This window comes from Streptomyces sp. Act143, from assembly GCF_003143935.1.
Taxonomy (GTDB): Bacteria; Actinomycetota; Actinomycetes; order Streptomycetales; family Streptomycetaceae; genus Streptomyces.
In genome coordinates, this window is sequence record NZ_QFRX01000009.1 from 52,045 (window position 1) to 68,007 (window position 15,963).

Here is a 15,963-nt window from a genome sequence, read left to right on the forward strand (position 1 = left end):
TGCCCCGCTCACCGGGGGCGCCCCGTTCCCGCCACGTCCCATGCCTCAACATCCCCGCACGCACTTACGCACCGACACACCACGCACCGACGCACCGACGCACCGACGCATACCGATCTACCGAGCAAGGACCTCCATGCCTCCGACCGACACGGTGACGGCCCTCCCGCCCCGGCAGACCCTGCCCGCCGAAGAGCGCTTCGCCACCGAACTCGCCTTCCTCGCCGCCCATGACGACGGCCCCCGTCCCCCCGGCTGGCTGCTGACACCCCGCGCGGTGATCACGTTCGTCTGCGGCAGCGGCGGCGAGGCCCTCAAGCTGCCCGAGACCCAGCCCGGACTGCCGGACGACCTGGTCATCGCCCCGAAGTTCGTGGGCGAGCGCGCCCTGGTGGAGCGGTGCGTGGTCACCCTCGCCGGCGAACGAGGACTGCTCCTCGTGGGCGAGCCCGGCACCGCCAAGTCGATGCTGTCCGAGCTGCTGTCGGCGGCCGTCAGCGGCACCAGCGCACTCACCGTGCAGGGCACCGCGGGCACCACCGAGGACGCCCTGCGCTACGGCTGGAACTACGCCCTGCTCCTCGCCCAGGGGCCGACCCCGCAGGCGTTGGTGGACTCCCCGGTGCTCGCCGCGATGCGCGCCGGGCAGGTCGCCCGGGTCGAGGAGATCACCCGCTGTCTGCCCGAGGTGCAGGACGCGCTGGTGTCGATCCTGTCCGACCGGCGGATGAGCGTGCCCGAGCTGTCCGGCACCGAGGACGCCCAGGTCGCCGCCGCTCCCGGGTTCACGGTCATCGCCACCGCCAACCTCCGTGACCGCGGGGTGTCGGAGATGTCCGCCGCCCTCAAGCGCCGCTTCAACTTCGAGACCGTGCACCCGATCGCCGACGTCGAGGCGGAGACCGCCCTCGTCAAGCGGCAGGCCACGGCGGCCGTCGAGCGGGCGGGCGCGCCCTTCGGTGTCGACGACGCGGTGCTCGACGTCCTGGTCACCGTCTTCCGTGACCTGCGGGCGGGGCGCTCGGCCGAGGGCTGGGACGTGGAGCGTCCCGGCACGGTGATGTCCACCGCCGAGGCGGTCCAGGTCGCCGCGTCCCTGGGGGTGGCCGCCGCCTATCTCCCCGGCGGCGACTCGCTCGACCTGGTGCCCGGCCATCTGCTGGGCGTGGTCCGCAAGGACGACCCGGCCGACCACGCGCGGCTCCTCGGCTACTGGGACGGCCCGGTGCGCCGCCGCGCCGAGGACGGTTCGGCGACCTGGCGCCGCCTCTGGGACCTGCGGGAGAACCTTCGGTGACACTCGTTCAGGAACCGAGGGCGGCGCTCACCGCCCTCGCCGACTCGACGGTGCCGTACCTGCTGGGCGTACGGCACCACAGTCCGGCGCTCGCCGCCGTCGTGCCCGCCCTGCTGGACGCGTCCGGGGCCGAGGTCGTGTGCGTGGAGCTGCCCGCCGACTTCCAGCAGTGGCTGCCCCATCTCGGCGCGCCGGGCACCATCGCCCCGGTCGCGCTGGCCGGGGCCGGTGCGGGCGGGCGGCTCGGCTTCTACCCGTTCGCCGACTTCTCACCTGAACTCGCCGCGATCCGCTGGGCCCGGGAGCACGGGGTGGAGGTCGTGTGCTGCGACTTGCCGATGGCGGATCCGCGGTGGGGCGACACTCCGGACGGGGACCATGGCGACGCGGGCCACGAGCGGGCCGGGGGGCCGCGCGGTGCGGATGCCGGGTCGGCCGGGGGTCCGCGCGGGGCGGATGCCGGGTCCGCCGGGGGTCCGCGCGGGGCGGATGCCGGGTCCGCCGGAGGACCGCGCGGTACTGGTGCAGGGTCCGCCGGAGGGCCGCGCGGTACTGGTGCAGGGTCCGCCGGAGGGCCGCGCGGTGCGGGCTCCGAGCCGGTTGTAGGTCCGCGTGGCTCGGGTGACGAGCCGGCCACGGCCTTCGCGGCTGCGCTCGCCGCGGCCGGAACCGGGCGGGACGGGGACGACATGTGGGACCGCAGCGTGGAGGTGCTCGCGCCGGGGTGCACCCCCGAGGCCGTCCGCCGCGCCGCCCTGGGTGTCGGCTGGGCGCTGCGCCGCGACGCCGAGTCCGCGGGCGGGGTGCCGACGGTGGATCTGGCGCGTGAGGCGTACATGCGCGAGTGCATCAGCCGCGCCGCGGCCGGTGGCCGCCGGGTCGCAGCCGTCGTCGGCGCCTTCCACGCACCGGCGCTGACCGAGGAGACCCCGGCGGGGACCGGCGTGCCCCGCGGCCCGGAACGCCCCGCCCTCCTCCCGACCGACACGCAGCCGCTCGGTGCGGCCCTCGGCGAGCGGGTTGCGGTCGAGCCCCACGCGCGGGGCGAGCTGATGACTGCCGAGGCCCACCCACAGGCCGAGCCGACCATCGCCCGAACACACCCACCGACCGAACCGGCCACCACCCCGCCCCACCCATCAACCGAGGGATCCGATTCACGCGACGCGGTCCCGGACGGTTCGGTCGCCGCCCAGGAGCACGCGGCACGGCAAGCGCCGCCGAGCGCCCCCGGCTCCCCCGGCTCCCCCGGCTCCGCCGACGAGCACCCCGCCGTCGTCACCTCCCTCGTGCCGTACGCCTTCGACCTGCTGGACTCCCGCTCCGGCTATCCCGCCGGAATCCGCGACCCGCGCTGGCAGCAGGCGGTTTTCATGGCCGCCGGCGACCCCGGTCGGCTGCACGAGACCGCCGCCCGTGCCATCACCGACGTGTGCCGTGAGCTGCGCGCGGCCGGGCAGGTGGCCGGTACCGGCGAAGCCCGGGAGACCCTGCGGGTGGCGGCCGACCTGGCCCGGCTGCGCGGGCTCGCCGCGCCCGGCCGCGGTGAGGTGCTGGAGGCACTCACGACCGTGATGGGCCAGGGTGAACCCCTGGGCCGTGGCCGGGCCCTCGCGAAGGCTCTGGAGACGGTGCTGGTCGGCACCGACCGGGGCCGCATCGCCCCGGGCACGCCCCGCTCCGGGCTCGGCCCGTCCGTCGAGGCCGAACTCGCCGCGCTGCGCCTGCCCGGCCCCGACGACCCCGCCGCCCGCGAGCTGCGGCTCGACCCCTTGCGTTCGGCCCTCGACGGCCGACGGGAGATCCTCCTGCAACGGCTCGCCGTCTGCGGCGCGGGGTACGGCCAACCGATCCAGGTGTCCGGTACGGGCGACGCGGCCGCGCTCACCACCCGGTGGCGGCTGTCGTGGACCCCGGCCGTGCCCGTCCGGCTGGACCTGGCGGGCATCCGGGGCGTCACCGCGGCGCGCGCAGCCGAGGGCACCCTGCGGGAGACCTTCCGCAAGGAGTCGGCGGAGGGCGGCCCCACCAGCGCCCTCGTGCTCGCCGGTCTGCGCGATGCCGCCCGCTGCGACCTGCCCGCGCTGGTCGCGGAGCGCCTGGCGGACGCCGCCGAGGTCCTCCCCGCGTGCGCCACCCTCCCCGAACTCCTCGCCGCCCTCGACCTGTTGGAGGCGCTGCGGCGGGCCCATCTGCCCGGCACCACACCCGAGGGACGGCAGACGGCGGCCGAACTCGCCGCCGAACTGCTGGAGTCGGCGGTCCGGTCCCTGCCGGGGCTGGCGGGCAGTGACGACCCCGAGGAGGCGGGCGCCCTGATCGCGCTCGCCTCCCGCGCGGCCGAGCACCGTCTCGGGCTGCGCATGGACGACGCGCTGAACCACCTCGCGCGTACCGGTTCCCCGCTTGTCCAGGGAGCCGCGCTCGCCGCGCGCGTGCTGCTCGACCTCGACGGCACGGACGTCCTCGGCTCCCGTGCCGCGGGCTGGATCGACACCGCCACCGGGCCGGAGCAGCGGCATGCCCTGAGCCGTCGCCTCACCGGACTGCTCGGCGGAGCCGCTCCGCTGCTGCAGTCGGCGCCGACCGCGCTGGACCCGCTGCTGGACCGCATCGACGGGCTCACCGACCAGGGGTTCCTGGACCGGCTGCCCGCCCTGCGCGGTGGGTTCGACACCCTCAGCCCGGCCGGCCGCGACCGGCTCCTGGACACGGTCACCGAGCGTCTGGGTGACCGTCTCGACCTGTCACTCGGCGCCTCGCCACGGATGCTGGCGCTGTGGACGGCCGCCGACGCGGCGGGCCGGGCGGCGGTCACATCACTGCGGCCACCACTCGGCACGATCCTGCCCACGTCCCAGGACGCACCGTCCACGGCGACCACCGGCACATCGACCGCAGCGCCCCGCACTGAGACTCCCGACACCCCGCCCACGCCACCGTCCCTCGCGGACATCCCCGACACGCTGTCCGCACCACCGTCCCCCGCAGACGTTCCCGACATCCCGCCCGCACCACCCTCCCCCACACAGATCCCCGACAGTCGGACCACCCCGCCCACGTCCCCGCCGCCGACCCTCCCTCCGCCCACGCCCCTCCACCTCCCCCCGACCGACCGCTGGCGCCTGCTCCTCGGTCGTGAGAGCGAGAAGCTGCCGCAGAACGCCCGCCGTTACGCGCACGCCCTCGACGAGCTGTACGGCACCGGCCGCGGCGAAGGCTCCACGGACCTGGGGCGTGAGGGCGGGCAGGGCGGTGGGCAGGACGCGTCCTTCCCGACCGCCCGTGAGTGGGCCGAGGAACTCGACGCGTTGTTCGGCGCCGACGTCCGCGAGGAGGTCCTCGCCCGGGCCGCCGACCAGGGCCGCGCGGACGTCCTGGCGGAGCTCGACCCGAAGGCCGTCCGTCCCTCGGTCGACCTGCTGACCTCCGTGCTGTCCCTGGCCGGCGGAATGCCCGAGCAGCAGCTGGCCCGGCTGCGCCCGCTGGTGCGCCGGCTGGTCGACGAACTGGCCAAGGAACTGGCCACCCGGCTGCGCCCGGCACTGACGGGCCTGGCCACGCCGCGTCCGACGCGCCGTCCGGGCGGCCGGATCGACCTGCCGCGCACCCTGCGGGCGAACCTCGCCCACACCCGGAGGACGGCGGACGGCCGCATCCTGGTCGTGCCGGAACGGCCGGTGTTCAGCACCCGCTCCCGCAAGGAGGCGTACTGGCGGCTGATCCTGGTCGTCGACGTGTCCGGGTCGATGGAGGCGTCCGTCGTCTGGTCGGCGCTGACCGCGGCCGTCCTCGGCGGAGTGCCCACGCTGAGCACGCACTTCCTCGCCTTCTCCACGGAAGTGATCGACCTGACGGACCGCGTCGACGACCCGCTGTCGCTGCTGCTGGAGGTCCGGGTCGGCGGCGGCACGCACATCGCGGCCGGTCTGGCGCACGCCCGCTCCCTGGTGACCGTGCCCAGCCGAACCCTCGTGGTGGTGGTGAGCGACTTCGAGGAGGGGTATCCGCTCGGCGGGCTCCTCGGCGAGGTACGCGCCCTCGCCGGCTCCGGGGTGCATCTGATGGGATGCGCCGCCCTGGACGACACCGGCACCCCGCGCTACTCGGTCCCGGTGGCCCAGCAGCTGGTCGCGGCCGGAATGCCGGTCGCAGCCCTCAGTCCCCTGGCCCTCGCCCGCTGGGTGGGGGACCGTCTCCGCGGAGAGGCCCGATGAACCCCGAACTTCCTCCGGTGGCGCCCGAGGTGGTCGCCGCCGCCGTGGAGCAGCTGACGTCCCGGCTGCGCAAGAAGCTGGACGCCGCGATCGAGACGTACGCGGCCCTGCCCGTCACCGTCGAAGGGTCCGTACGGCGGGTCCGGTGCGGTGAGGACGCCGAGGTCACTCTCGCTCCCGGGCCGTCCGGCGCGGTCACGGACGCCGGTCAGGCGGAGTGCAGCTGCCTGCTCGCGCCCCGGTGCCTGCACCGCACGGCGGTGCTGGGTGCCGCCCCCGTGGCCGACGCGGACACGGCCGTGGAGACACCGGAGTCCTCGCCCCACGACGACGGCGTTCCCGCGACGAGCGCGACGCCCGCGTCCGGTACGGCGCCGGGCGGCGCGGAAGCGCCCGGGCGGAGCGAGAGCGCGGCGGAGGCGGTTGCGCCGCCGACCGGGCCGACCGCCGCGCAGGTGATGGCCGCGGCCGGGCTGTGGGGCGCGGCAGCCGCGGTGCTGGCGGCCGGGGTGCCGGGGGCGGGCGCCGTGCCGCAGGCCGAGCTGCTGCGGGCCGCGCACACGGCCCGCCTCGCCGGGCTGCACCGTCCGGAGGCGGCCGCCCTGCGCGTGGTACGAGCCGTACGGGCGGCCCGCGCCCGGCACGACGGCCACCGGCTGGCCGACCTGGTGACCGCGCTGCGCGAACTGCTGCTCACCAGCGGCCTGTTGGCCGCCTCCGACCCCGACCCGGCCCTGGTCGGCACCGCGCGGCGCGGCTACCGGCCGGGGGGCGGTCTGCGAGTTCACGGGGTGTGCCGGGAGCCGGTGATCTCGGCCACCGGCTACGGCGGGGTCGTCACCCACGTCCTTTCCGACGACGGGCGCTGGTTCTCGGTGGCCGACGTCAAGCCTGGCGGGCCGGCCCGGGCCCGGGGTGCCGCCACGGCCACCGTCGCGCTCGGCTCCGGCAGCGTCGATCACGCCCAGCTGTCCCGGGGCGGGCTGCTGATCTCCGGGGCGACGCTCTCCCCGGACGGTCGCCTCGGCGCCGGCAAGGGGGTGCGGGCCACCCCGGTGCCGGGTCTGTCCTGGACCTCGGGCCAGCTCGCCCGCCTGTTCCGCCGTCCCTTGGCCGAAGCAGTGGCAGCCCGGCTCTCGGGTGGCGGGGAGACCGCTCCGGAGCGGTCGGGACAGGGCGCCGAGGAACTGATCGGCTGCGACCTCGTCGTCGTAGGAGCGACCGAGGACCACCTGTTCGCGCGGGAGTTGTCTCCCGGCGGGGCGGACGGGCAGGGTTTGCTGTTCCGGCTGGTGCCGGCCAACAGCCACCCCGGTCTCGCCCATGCGGCCAACTTCCGCAAGCTGGCCGCTCGGCCGGGACTGCGGTTGCGGGTTCTGGGGCGGCTCGATCCCGACCGGGCCGCGGCACTCCGGCCGCTGGCGGTCGGTCCGGTGCCGGAGGACTCGGCGACGCTGCGGCTGCCGCCCGAGTGGCGGGGACACGCCGATCTGGGCTACGACCGCCTGGAAGGCGCGCACTTTCCGTCGGCGGAGGAACTGCCGCCGGTGACCGGCCTGCCCGCACTCCCCGCGGACCCGGTGACCGAGGCGCCGCTGTGGCGGCTGCGGCGTCTGGTCGAGGTCGCGGTCTCCGGCGGTCGGCGCGCCGTCGCCGAGCCCGCCCGGGACGGTGACCGGGCCTCCGGGGCCGCGGCGCTGCGGCGCAGTGGCTTCCGGACGGCCGCGGACCTGGCGGACGCGCTGGCCGCGGAGGCCGATCGGCGGGGTCGCGATGTGTTCGGCCGGACCCGGCAGGCCGATCCGGAGGGGTACGCGCGAGCGTGGCTCGCCGCGGCCGTCTGTCTGGCCGGTACGGAACGGGCCCTGGTCGAGGCGACCTGGCAGCCGGCCTGGCAGCCGTCGGCCGGCGCGGCCTGATCCCACGGCCACCGCTCCCCCTCCGCCATCCCTTCCCGTCGTGTCACCGGCTGTCGACGGGGGTACCCGACGGGTCGATCGCCACCCCGTCAGGAGTGATCACCATGACCTATCCGACCCCGTCGCAGGCGGAGGGGGAACCGGAGGAGCCCGACCCGCGGGACACCTCCGACGGCCCGGCACCCGAGCGTTCGACGCCCTCGCAGGCGGAGGGCGAACGCGACGACGAGCGCGACGACGCGGCCGACGACGCTGCCGTCCCTGAGGCACCACCGAGCAGCCCACAGGAGCGTGAGCCATGACAAGCCCCGACCCGGAGCCGAGGCGGACGACGGGACTCGAACCGGGAGGCGGCGTGCCGCCCGGTGAGACACCGCCCGGCGAGGCCGGCACGTCCGGCATCTCCCATCCCGAGCCCCCGGAACTGCGGAAGGCCTGGGGGCCGGTGCCGCTCGTCCTGATCATGCTGCTGGTGGCGCTGATCGCGGTCGGACTGATCGGCATGGCCGTGGTCCTGATCGCGTAGCGGGTGCGGGCGCCGCGGGAGCGGCATTCAGGTCTGGCACCGCGGGCACCACACCGTACGGCGTCCGGAGAGCCGGCTCGCGCACAGGAACCGTCCGCAGCGAGGACACACCCCGTCCCGGTCGTCCCCGTGCCCGGTGCGCCAGGAGTCCCGGGGCGGCACACAGCCGGCGCGCACGGACGCGTCCAGGACACGTCCCCTCTGCGTGTGCACGCGCTGCAAGGCCGGTTTGCCGAGATCCCGTGCCGGAGTGCGCGGGTGGACGCGGGCCCGCCAGAGGTCTGCCTCTCCTCGTCCTCCCTGGCGGGTACCCCCCTCCGCGAGCCCGCAACGCGTCGGCTCCGTGTCGCGGACCGGACGCCGGGTACTCGGGGCGCCCCGGCGAAGAAAGGGCAGTGATGACGCAGCACGGCGACGACACGGCCGGTCGGCGTAGCGATGTGGCCGAACTGCACCTCGCCGCGGAGGAACCGGAACTCATCCTCCGAGGCGGCGCGGTCGCGAACGACCCCCTCGTGGACGACGCGGGTCCGGAAGAACTCCCGCTCGACCTCAACCAGGCGATTCTGCGTGCCGCGAAACGCACCGGGGCGCTGCTGAAACAGTCGGGATATCCGTTCGCCCTCGCCGGCAGTGTTGCCGTGTACGCGCACGGAGGCGCCCAGAACCTCCAGCACGACGTCGACTTCTGCATCCGTCCCGAGGACGCCGAGGCCGTGGCGGAAGCCCTGCGGGCGGCCGGTCTGCCGGTGCGCAGGCCACCCGAGGACTGGCTGCTGAAGGCCACCTGCCTCGGACAGCAGGTCGACCTCATCTTCGAGCTGGCCCACCAGCCCGTCACCGCGGAACTGCTGGCGCGGGCCCAGGAACTGTCGGTGGACTCGGTGCATATGCCGGTCCTGTCACCGACCGACCTCATGCGCAGCCTGATGGCGGCCTTCTCGGAGCACCACTGCGACTTCGGTGCGGTGCTGCCGATCGCCCGTGCCCTGCGGGAGAAGATCGACTGGACCGAGGTGCGCAGCGCCTGCGCGGGCGCCGCCATGCCCGAGGCCTTCCTCTACTTCCTGGAGCGGCTGGACGTCATCCCGGCCGGCCGCGAGGAGAACCAGCGATGACCGATCCCGTGACCGATCCCGTCGAGCCGCGCGCCGCCGCATCTGCCGCTGCCGCCGAGCACCACGCCGCATCATCTGCCGCCGGCGCCGAGAACATCGAGTACCGCGTCGCCCACCTCCGGGAGCGGCTGGCCGCCGAGGAACTCGGCGAACTGGGCGTCCGCGTGGAGGTGCGGGGCCGGATGGTCGTGCTGACCGGCACGGTCCCCTCCGCCCAGTGCCGCGACGTCCTGCTGCGCACGGCCCGGCAGGAGCTGGCCGAACTCGCCGTGCACAGCGATGTCGTCGTCGCCGAGAACACCTCACCCGACCATGCGGAGGAACTGCCGTGATCCGCGTCGCCGCCGTCGGAGACATCCACATGGGAGCCGACAGCCAAGGGTTGCTGCGGCCCGCGTTCGACACCCTGCCGGACTGCGCCGACCTGCTCCTGCTCGCCGGGGACCTCACCCGGCACGGCACACCGGAGGAGGCCCGGGTCGTGGCCCGGGAGGTCCAGGGGCTGGCGGTGCCGGTGGTGGCCGTCCTCGGCAACCACGACCACCATGACGAACAGCCCGAGAAAGTCACCGACATCCTCCAGGACGCCGATGTGACCGTCCTGGAGGGGCAGGCGACGGTCCTGGACTGTGCGGGCACGCGCGTCGGCGTCGCCGGGACCAAGGGGTTCGGCGGCGGCTTCGTGGGGCGCAGCGCGGGCGAGTTCGGGGAGCCGTTGATGAAGGAGTTCGTCCGCTGCTCCCGGCGCTGCGCCGACAGCCTGCGCGAAGCGCTCGAAGGGCTGCGGGAGCGGGACTGCGAAGCGCGGATCGCGCTCACCCACTTCTCCCCGGTGGCCGACACCCTCGCCGGTGAACCGCTGGAGATCTACCCCTTCCTCGGCAGTTACCTCCTCGCCGAGGCGATCGACACCGGGGGCGCCGACCTCGCCGTGCACGGCCATGCCCATATGGGCACCGAGCACGGGACCACGGCCGGTGGTGTGCGGGTCCGCAATGTCGCCCAGCCGGTGATCCGCCGGGCGTTCAACGTGTACCAGCTGCACACCGCGGACGAGGCGGCCGGGGCCACGCGGACGGCAGGGGTGTAGGCCCCCTTTTTCTGTTTTTCTGTCCCGGTTCCCGGGGCGCCGATGAGTTTCGGTGGCGGGGGGAGTCTCACCACCGTCGTCAGCGCCCCAGGAGGAACACATGGCTCAGCAGCTGCTGCGCGTACAGAACTTCAACGTCTCGAGCGACGGCGTCGCCGCCGGCGAGGACCAGACCCTGGAGAACCCGTTCGGCCTCGACGGGGCCGAACGGCTGTTTTCCTGGGCGGGCGCGACGGCGAGCTGGCCCAACCGCTCCGATCCGGGCGGCAGCCGGGGCCTCGACGACTACTTCACCCGGGACTTCACGCACAACATCGGCGCCGAGATCATGGGCCGCAACAAGTTCGGCCCGCAGCGCGGCCCGTGGCAGGACCACGAGTGGCAGGGCTGGTGGGGCGACGAACCCCCGTTCCGCACCCCGGTGTTCGTGATGACCCACCACCCGCGTCCGTCGATCACCCTCTCCGACACCACGTTCCACTTCGTCGACGCCGACCCCGCCACCGTCCTGGAGCAGGCACGTCAGGCCGCACAGGGCAAGGACGTCCGGCTCGGCGGCGGGGTCACCACCGTCCGGGCCTTCCTCGACGCCGGCCTCGTCGACGCCCTCCATGTGGCGGTGGCGCCGGTGAAGTTGGGGGCCGGGCTGCGGCTGTGGGACTCCCCGGACGACCTGCGCGACCGCTTCCATCTGGAGGTCGTGCCCAGTCCCAGCGGCGTGACCCACCACCTGTTCTGGCGCAAGTGACGGGCCCGCCGATGACCACACACACGCAGGACGGCGAGATCAGCGCGCTCCGCAGGGTCCTGGACTCCCAGCGGCGCCATGTGCTCGGCATCCTCGACGACCTCGACGAGCAGGCGCTGCGACGGCCCGTGCTGCCCTCGGGATGGCACTGTCTGGGCCTGGTCCAGCACCTCGCACTGGATGTCGAGCGCTTCTGGTTCCGGGCGGTCGTCGCCGGGGACGAGGAGGTGATCCGGGGGCTGCCGAGCGGCGACGAGGCCTGGCGGGTGGCCCCCGGCGTACCGGCCGCGACCGTGCTCGACGGATACCGGCGGGAGGCGGAGCGCACCGACGCCGTCATCGCCGCCGTCCCCGCCGACGCGCCCCTGGCCTGGTGGCCGCACGACCTGTTCGGCGAACCGCACCTCCACACCCTGCGGGACGTGCTCCTCCACGTCATCACCGAGACCGCGTGTCACGCCGGACACCTCGACGCGGCCCGCGAGCTGATCGACGGCCGCCGCTGGCTGGTCCTGACCTGACACACCCCTGCGACGGTCAGCTCCGGTACGCGACCAGCGCCATCATGCCCACCTCCGCGTGGTAGGCGTTGTGGCAGTGCAGCATCCACTGCCCGGGGTTGTCGGCGTCGAAGACGACGGAGAGTTTCTGCTGCGGCAGCACGACGGCGGTGTCCTTGCGCGGGCCACCGCCGTCGAGCTGGTAGGTGTGCCCGTGCAGATGCATCGGGTGCCACATCTGCGTGGTGTTGACGAAGTCGAGCCGGACGCGTTCGCCTTCCTCGACGGTGAGCGGGTCAGCGGTCGGGTCGTCCATGTCGAACGCCTTGCCGTTGACGGTCCAGTTGTACATGGCCATCCCGCCGGTCAGCTCGACGCGGTGCACCCGGTCCGCCTCCCTGGAGTCCAGGCGGACGTCGTCGGCCGCGCGCAGCCGGGACGCGGTCAGGATCCGCCCGTCCAGTTCCTGCGGGCGGACGGTCGCCTCCGGCGCGGCGCCCGGTCCCGTACGGACCACGGCCATGCCGGTCGCGTTCTTGCCCTCGGCCAGCGCGACGAGCGGGAAGACTCCGTCGGCGAGGGTGACCAGGACGTCGTAGCGCTCCCCCATCCCGATCAGGAGGGCGTCGACCTGCTGGTGCTCGACGGGGAACCCGTCGGTGTGCGTGACGGTCATCCGGTGGCCGCCCAGGGCCACCCGGTACGCGGTGTCGCCGCCCGCGTTCACCAGCCGCAGCCGGACCCGGCGGCCGGGCCTGCTCCGATAGACGTCGGGGTCGGCGGGGACACGGCCGTTGACCAGGTGGTACGGGTACTTGACATCCCCGGCGTCACCGCCGAGCAGCTTGCTCTCGGCGCCCATGAGCATGAACCTCGATGCCATGCCGCCGGACGCGGCCGGGGCAGACGGGGACGGGGAGGCCGCCCCCATGTCCATGCCGCCCATGTCACCCATGTCATGGCCTCCGGTCCCGCCGGAGCCGGAACCGCCTCCCATGGTCATGCCGCCCATGCCGTGCCGGAGTTCGGCGAGCACCTCGTCGGGGGTACCGGTGACCCCGTCGGCCCAGTCGTCCAGGACGACGACCCATTCGTCGTCGTACGCCATCGGCTCCCTGGGGTCCTCGACGATCAGCGGCGCGTACAGGGCGCGGTCGAGCTGGACGCCGACATGGGGGTGGACGAAGTACGTGCCGGGGGTGTCGGCGACGAAGCGGTAGGTGAGGTTCGCGCCCGCGCGTACCGTCCGCTGCGTCACGGGCGGGACGCCGTCCATGTCGTTGCGCAGGGCGATGCCGTGCCAGTGCAGCGAGGTCGCCGTCCGGCCGGGCAGCTGGTTGGAGAGTTCGGCGGCGAGGGTGTCGCCGGCGGACAGGCGGATCTCCCGTCCGGGGGTGCGGCCGCCGAAGGCCCAGCTCTTCGCCGTGACCCCGCCGCCGAGGTCGAGCACGGCGGGCGCGGCGGTCAGGGTCACCTGGTGCGTCCTGCCGGTGTGCTTGCGCTGCTTGTCGGCCGCGGCGACCGCCGGGCCGGAGGGGTCGATCAGTGCGGAGGGGGTCGCGGGAGAGCCGCTCGTACAGGCGGCGAGGGTGCCGGCGCCCGCGGCGCCCAGTCCGGCGAGCAGGAGGGTGCGGCGGTCGATGCTGTTCATGGGTGTCCTCGATCTCAGGGTGCGCAGGGGGAGGTCGGCGTGCCGGAGGGCTTCGCGGCCCGGTGCGCGGGCGCGCGGAAGCCGCTGGGCACGGCCTAGATGCGCAGTGGGGAGAGGACGGACAGGTCCGGGGGCGCCCGCTCCACCGTTCCGGTGGGTGCGGGCTCCGAGGGGACGGCTCCGGACGCGGCAGGGCTCCACGGTGCCGGTGTCTGCGCGGGAGCCCGGAGCTTCACCACTTCCAGGGCGGCGGTCGAGCAGTGCTGCGTGGCCGTCCCGCAACAGTCCGCCCGGTCGGCCCCGCCGGCCGCCGGTACACCGATGGCCGCGGACCGCGCACCTCGCTCGGCCGTACGACCGTGCCGGTGCCCCGGCAGGGCCGTGTCCTGGGCCGCAGCACCGGCCGGCATGCGCATCCCGGGCGTCATGGGGTGCGCGGCGGACGCGGTGGCCGGGCCGCCGGACGCGGCGGACAGCTCGTGGTGGGCGAGTACGGCGATCGCCGCGAGCAGGGCGATGACGGCGGCGCGCGCCACGCGGCCCGCGCCCGGCCGGGCGCGGTTCCGTGGGGTCGAGGCTCCCCGTGCTGTCATGGCCGCTCTCTGCGTTCTCGGTGCCCGCGTTGTCGGTGGGCCAGCTGACCTCAATATACCCAGAGGGGGTAATGATCGGGCCGGATCGGGACTCCCCTGCTCCTCCCTCGAATCCGTCCCGAACCCTAGAAGACTCTCTTATGACTGCGCAGACATGTCCGCGTAGACATGACTGCGCAGTCATTGCGAGGATGCCTGCCGGCAGTCGGACTTCGATGGAGCGGTGACCGGGAGACGCGCATGGCGCCAGGGACGAAGCGCGGCGGCAACTCCGCCACACCCAGCGGCGTCGACGTGGCCCGGCTGGCCGGTGTCTCGCAGAAGACGGTGTCCAGGGTCTTCAACGACGACCCGTACGTCTCCGCCGACGTGCGCAGACGCGTACGCGACGCCGCCGAGCAGCTCGGCTACCGGCCTAACAGCGCCGCCCGGGCGCTGGCTTCGGGACGGACCCGTTCCATCGGGGTGATCACGCCGGGCACGGCCCTGTACGGCCCCGCCTCACTGCTGATGAGCGTCGAGCGGGCGGTACGCGGCACCGGGTACGCGCTCCGCGTGGTCAACACCATGGAGGGCGATCCGGCGGGCGTCGCCGGCGCGGCCGGCTCACTCCTCGACCAGGGCGTGGACGGCATCGTCATCTCCGAACCGATCGAGGAGGAAGGCGCTGCGGGAGAGACCGCCCTCCGTGTCGACGTGCCCGTCCTCGTGCTGGGCGCGCCCTCCCCGGTTCCAGTCCGTCAAGAACCCGAGCCTGTATCCGACCGGTGCGTCCGCCGACGCGCCGCTCACCCTGGAGAACGTGGCGTCGGACGGGTCACAGGACTGGGGTCTCGTGCCCTCGGCTACGCCACCAGCCGCCTCGGCCGGCCGGAACCAGGGCGGACGGTCCCCGCGACCGTGCTCGCCGGGGCCTCGGCCTGCGGTGAGCCGGACCCGCCCCGCCCGGCACCCGGGCGGGGCGAGGCGCGGCGGGGTCAGGCGTCCTCGACCGTCGCCGTGACGGGAGTGCCGATCTCGACGGTGCGGCTGACCGTGCACAGCCGGTCGTGGGAGGTCTTGACCGCACGGGGAAGGATCGCGCGGGCGCGGTCCGCGCCTTCCCCGTCCGGGAAGGTGACCGAGAACGTGACCGTGAGGTCGGTCAGCCGGTTCCCGAGCTCGTCGTCGCTGACCTTGTTGCCGGCGACCGTCACGGAGAACTTGGCGGGTTCGGCATGACGGCTGGTCGCGATGTCGACGTCCACGGCCGTGCAGCCGCCGATCGCGGCGAGCAGCAACTCGACGGGGGTGAACTCGGTGTCGCCGTCGGCACCTGAGCCGGTGCCGAAGCTGAGGGTGCCGCCGCGGACGTTGGTCGCGGTGAAGCGGCCGGTGCTGGTCCGCTCGACGGTGACGGTGCGCAAGGGGTTGTCGGTCATGCCGTCGACCTTACGGGCACGGCCCGTGCGTGCCGCACACCGCGCACACGCCCACCGGCTGTCATTCCTCCATTTCCGCCAGTTCCTCGCCGTCGGCCCCGTAGACGCGGAACACCGGCCCGTCCGGCGGCCGGACCACCCTGCCTGCCCTGTCCTTGTCGCCGGCCGGTGCGCTGACGGCGTAGGAGCTCACGTAGGAGGGCCGGCCCGCCAGCCGGACGATGGGGAGCACGGTGGTCCTGCCGTGCTGCGTCATCGTGATCCGCTCGGCGGGCGTCTTCCCGGTGTACGCGAACACGGTCACCACCCCCTGCGGGAAGGGGTACCAGTTGAGGGTCGCGGGTTCGGCGCCCGGCTGCTCCACGTCCAGCGGTCCGACACAGCCCGGCTTCTTCTCGATCGGGTGCTTCGCGCAGAACTCCCGTTCCTTGAGGAAGTACCAGACGCCGAAACCGACGTCGATCCGCTCCCAGGGGCGTACGACACGTACGGGCGACGGGGCGTCGGCCGTGCCGGGCTCGGCGGAGAGCCGGAGGGTCGGCCGGTCGGCGCCGCTGACCGCGTGGGAGGACGGGGAGTCCTGGTCGAAGGCCAGTTCACCGGCCACGGGGGTCATCAGCAGCGCGGCCACGCAGACGGTCGCCAGCCTGCGCCGCCGTCGGACGGCCGCGGCCCGGCGCACGATCCGCTCCTGCGGGAACGCCGGTGGCGCACAGTCCCGTACGGCCTCCTCCAGCAACAGCCGCAGTGCGGGGCCGGGCGATTGCGGCGAGGTGTCGGCCTTCATGTCCGGCACTCCCCCAGGCCCTGTGTCCTGGTGGCGGCGTATGCGGACAGTGCCGCGCTGGTGCGCAGCTTCTTCAGCGCGCGGCTGGCCTGACTC

The 15,963-nt window shown here is 74.3% G+C and carries 14 protein-coding genes and 1 pseudogene; 11 read left to right on the forward strand and 4 right to left on the reverse strand.

The window, feature by feature from the left end:
- The first annotated feature begins 136 nt into the window (after positions 1-136).
- The 10 genes from DI272_RS43620 to DI272_RS43670 all read left to right on the forward strand — a co-directional run bounded on the left by DI272_RS43620 (position 137) and on the right by DI272_RS43670 (position 11,436).
- Complete coding sequence (locus DI272_RS43620) at positions 137-1,297, forward strand: AAA family ATPase (RefSeq protein WP_109501406.1); 1,161 nt, start codon at positions 137-139, stop codon at positions 1,295-1,297.
- Positions 1,294-5,514, forward strand: coding sequence for a DUF5682 family protein (locus DI272_RS43625; protein ID WP_109501407.1), 4,221 nt, complete (start codon positions 1,294-1,296; stop codon positions 5,512-5,514). Before DI272_RS43620 ends, DI272_RS43625 begins: the two co-directional genes overlap by 4 nt.
- The gene (locus tag DI272_RS43630) at positions 5,511-7,433 is read left to right on the forward strand and encodes a hypothetical protein (protein ID WP_109501408.1); all 1,923 of its coding nucleotides are present in this window, start codon (positions 5,511-5,513) and stop codon (positions 7,431-7,433) included. The genes DI272_RS43625 and DI272_RS43630 overlap by 4 nt, the downstream gene beginning before the upstream one ends.
- Before the next feature lie 104 nt (positions 7,434-7,537).
- On the forward strand, positions 7,538-7,735 hold the full coding sequence (locus DI272_RS43635; RefSeq protein WP_109501409.1) for a hypothetical protein: 198 nt from the start codon (positions 7,538-7,540) through the stop codon (positions 7,733-7,735).
- A complete protein-coding gene (locus DI272_RS43640; RefSeq protein WP_109501410.1) occupies positions 7,732-7,959 on the forward strand; it encodes a DUF6480 family protein in 228 nt (75 codons plus the stop codon). Before DI272_RS43635 ends, DI272_RS43640 begins: the two co-directional genes overlap by 4 nt.
- Positions 7,960-8,357: 398 nt before the next feature.
- A complete protein-coding gene (locus tag DI272_RS43650; protein WP_109501412.1) occupies positions 8,358-9,077 on the forward strand; it encodes a nucleotidyltransferase family protein in 720 nt (239 codons plus the stop codon).
- Positions 9,074-9,409 carry a BON domain-containing protein gene (locus DI272_RS43655; protein WP_109501413.1) on the forward strand — a complete coding sequence of 112 codons (336 nt, stop codon included), beginning with the start codon at positions 9,074-9,076 and terminating at the stop codon, positions 9,407-9,409. Before DI272_RS43650 ends, DI272_RS43655 begins: the two co-directional genes overlap by 4 nt.
- On the forward strand, positions 9,406-10,167 hold the full coding sequence (locus tag DI272_RS43660) for a metallophosphoesterase (protein ID WP_109501414.1): 762 nt from the start codon (positions 9,406-9,408) through the stop codon (positions 10,165-10,167). The genes DI272_RS43655 and DI272_RS43660 overlap by 4 nt, the downstream gene beginning before the upstream one ends.
- 100 nt (positions 10,168-10,267) lie before the next feature.
- Positions 10,268-10,915, forward strand: a complete 648-nt coding sequence (locus tag DI272_RS43665; protein ID WP_109501415.1) for a dihydrofolate reductase family protein — start codon at positions 10,268-10,270, stop codon at positions 10,913-10,915.
- 11 nt (positions 10,916-10,926) lie between these two features.
- On the forward strand, positions 10,927-11,436 hold the full coding sequence (locus tag DI272_RS43670) for a DinB family protein (RefSeq protein ID WP_109501416.1): 510 nt from the start codon (positions 10,927-10,929) through the stop codon (positions 11,434-11,436).
- Positions 11,437-11,452: 16 nt separating this feature from the next.
- On the opposite strand, the gene DI272_RS43675 is transcribed toward DI272_RS43670, so the two are convergent.
- Entirely contained in the window at positions 11,453-13,066 is a 1,614-nt protein-coding gene (locus DI272_RS43675; RefSeq protein WP_109501417.1) for a multicopper oxidase family protein, read from the reverse strand.
- 95 nt (positions 13,067-13,161) lie between these two features.
- Positions 13,162-13,659, reverse strand: coding sequence for a hypothetical protein (locus tag DI272_RS43680; RefSeq protein ID WP_146238445.1), 498 nt, complete (start codon positions 13,657-13,659; stop codon positions 13,162-13,164).
- A gap of 240 nt (positions 13,660-13,899) precedes the next feature.
- Between DI272_RS43680 and DI272_RS43685 the strand changes: the two are divergent.
- Positions 13,900-14,388 (forward strand): annotated as a pseudogene (locus tag DI272_RS43685) (LacI family DNA-binding transcriptional regulator); the annotation flags it as partial.
- Positions 14,389-14,636: 248 nt separating this feature from the next.
- Here DI272_RS43685 and DI272_RS43695 read toward each other — a convergent pair.
- Together DI272_RS43695 and DI272_RS43700 are read right to left on the reverse strand one after the other, a co-directional pair.
- The gene (locus tag DI272_RS43695) at positions 14,637-15,080 is read right to left on the reverse strand and encodes an OsmC family protein (RefSeq protein ID WP_109501420.1); all 444 of its coding nucleotides are present in this window, start codon (positions 15,078-15,080) and stop codon (positions 14,637-14,639) included.
- Positions 15,081-15,141: 61 nt separating this feature from the next.
- Positions 15,142-15,867 carry a hypothetical protein gene (locus DI272_RS43700; protein WP_109501421.1) on the reverse strand — a complete coding sequence of 242 codons (726 nt, stop codon included), beginning with the start codon at positions 15,865-15,867 and terminating at the stop codon, positions 15,142-15,144.
- Positions 15,868-15,963 lie beyond the last annotated feature (96 nt).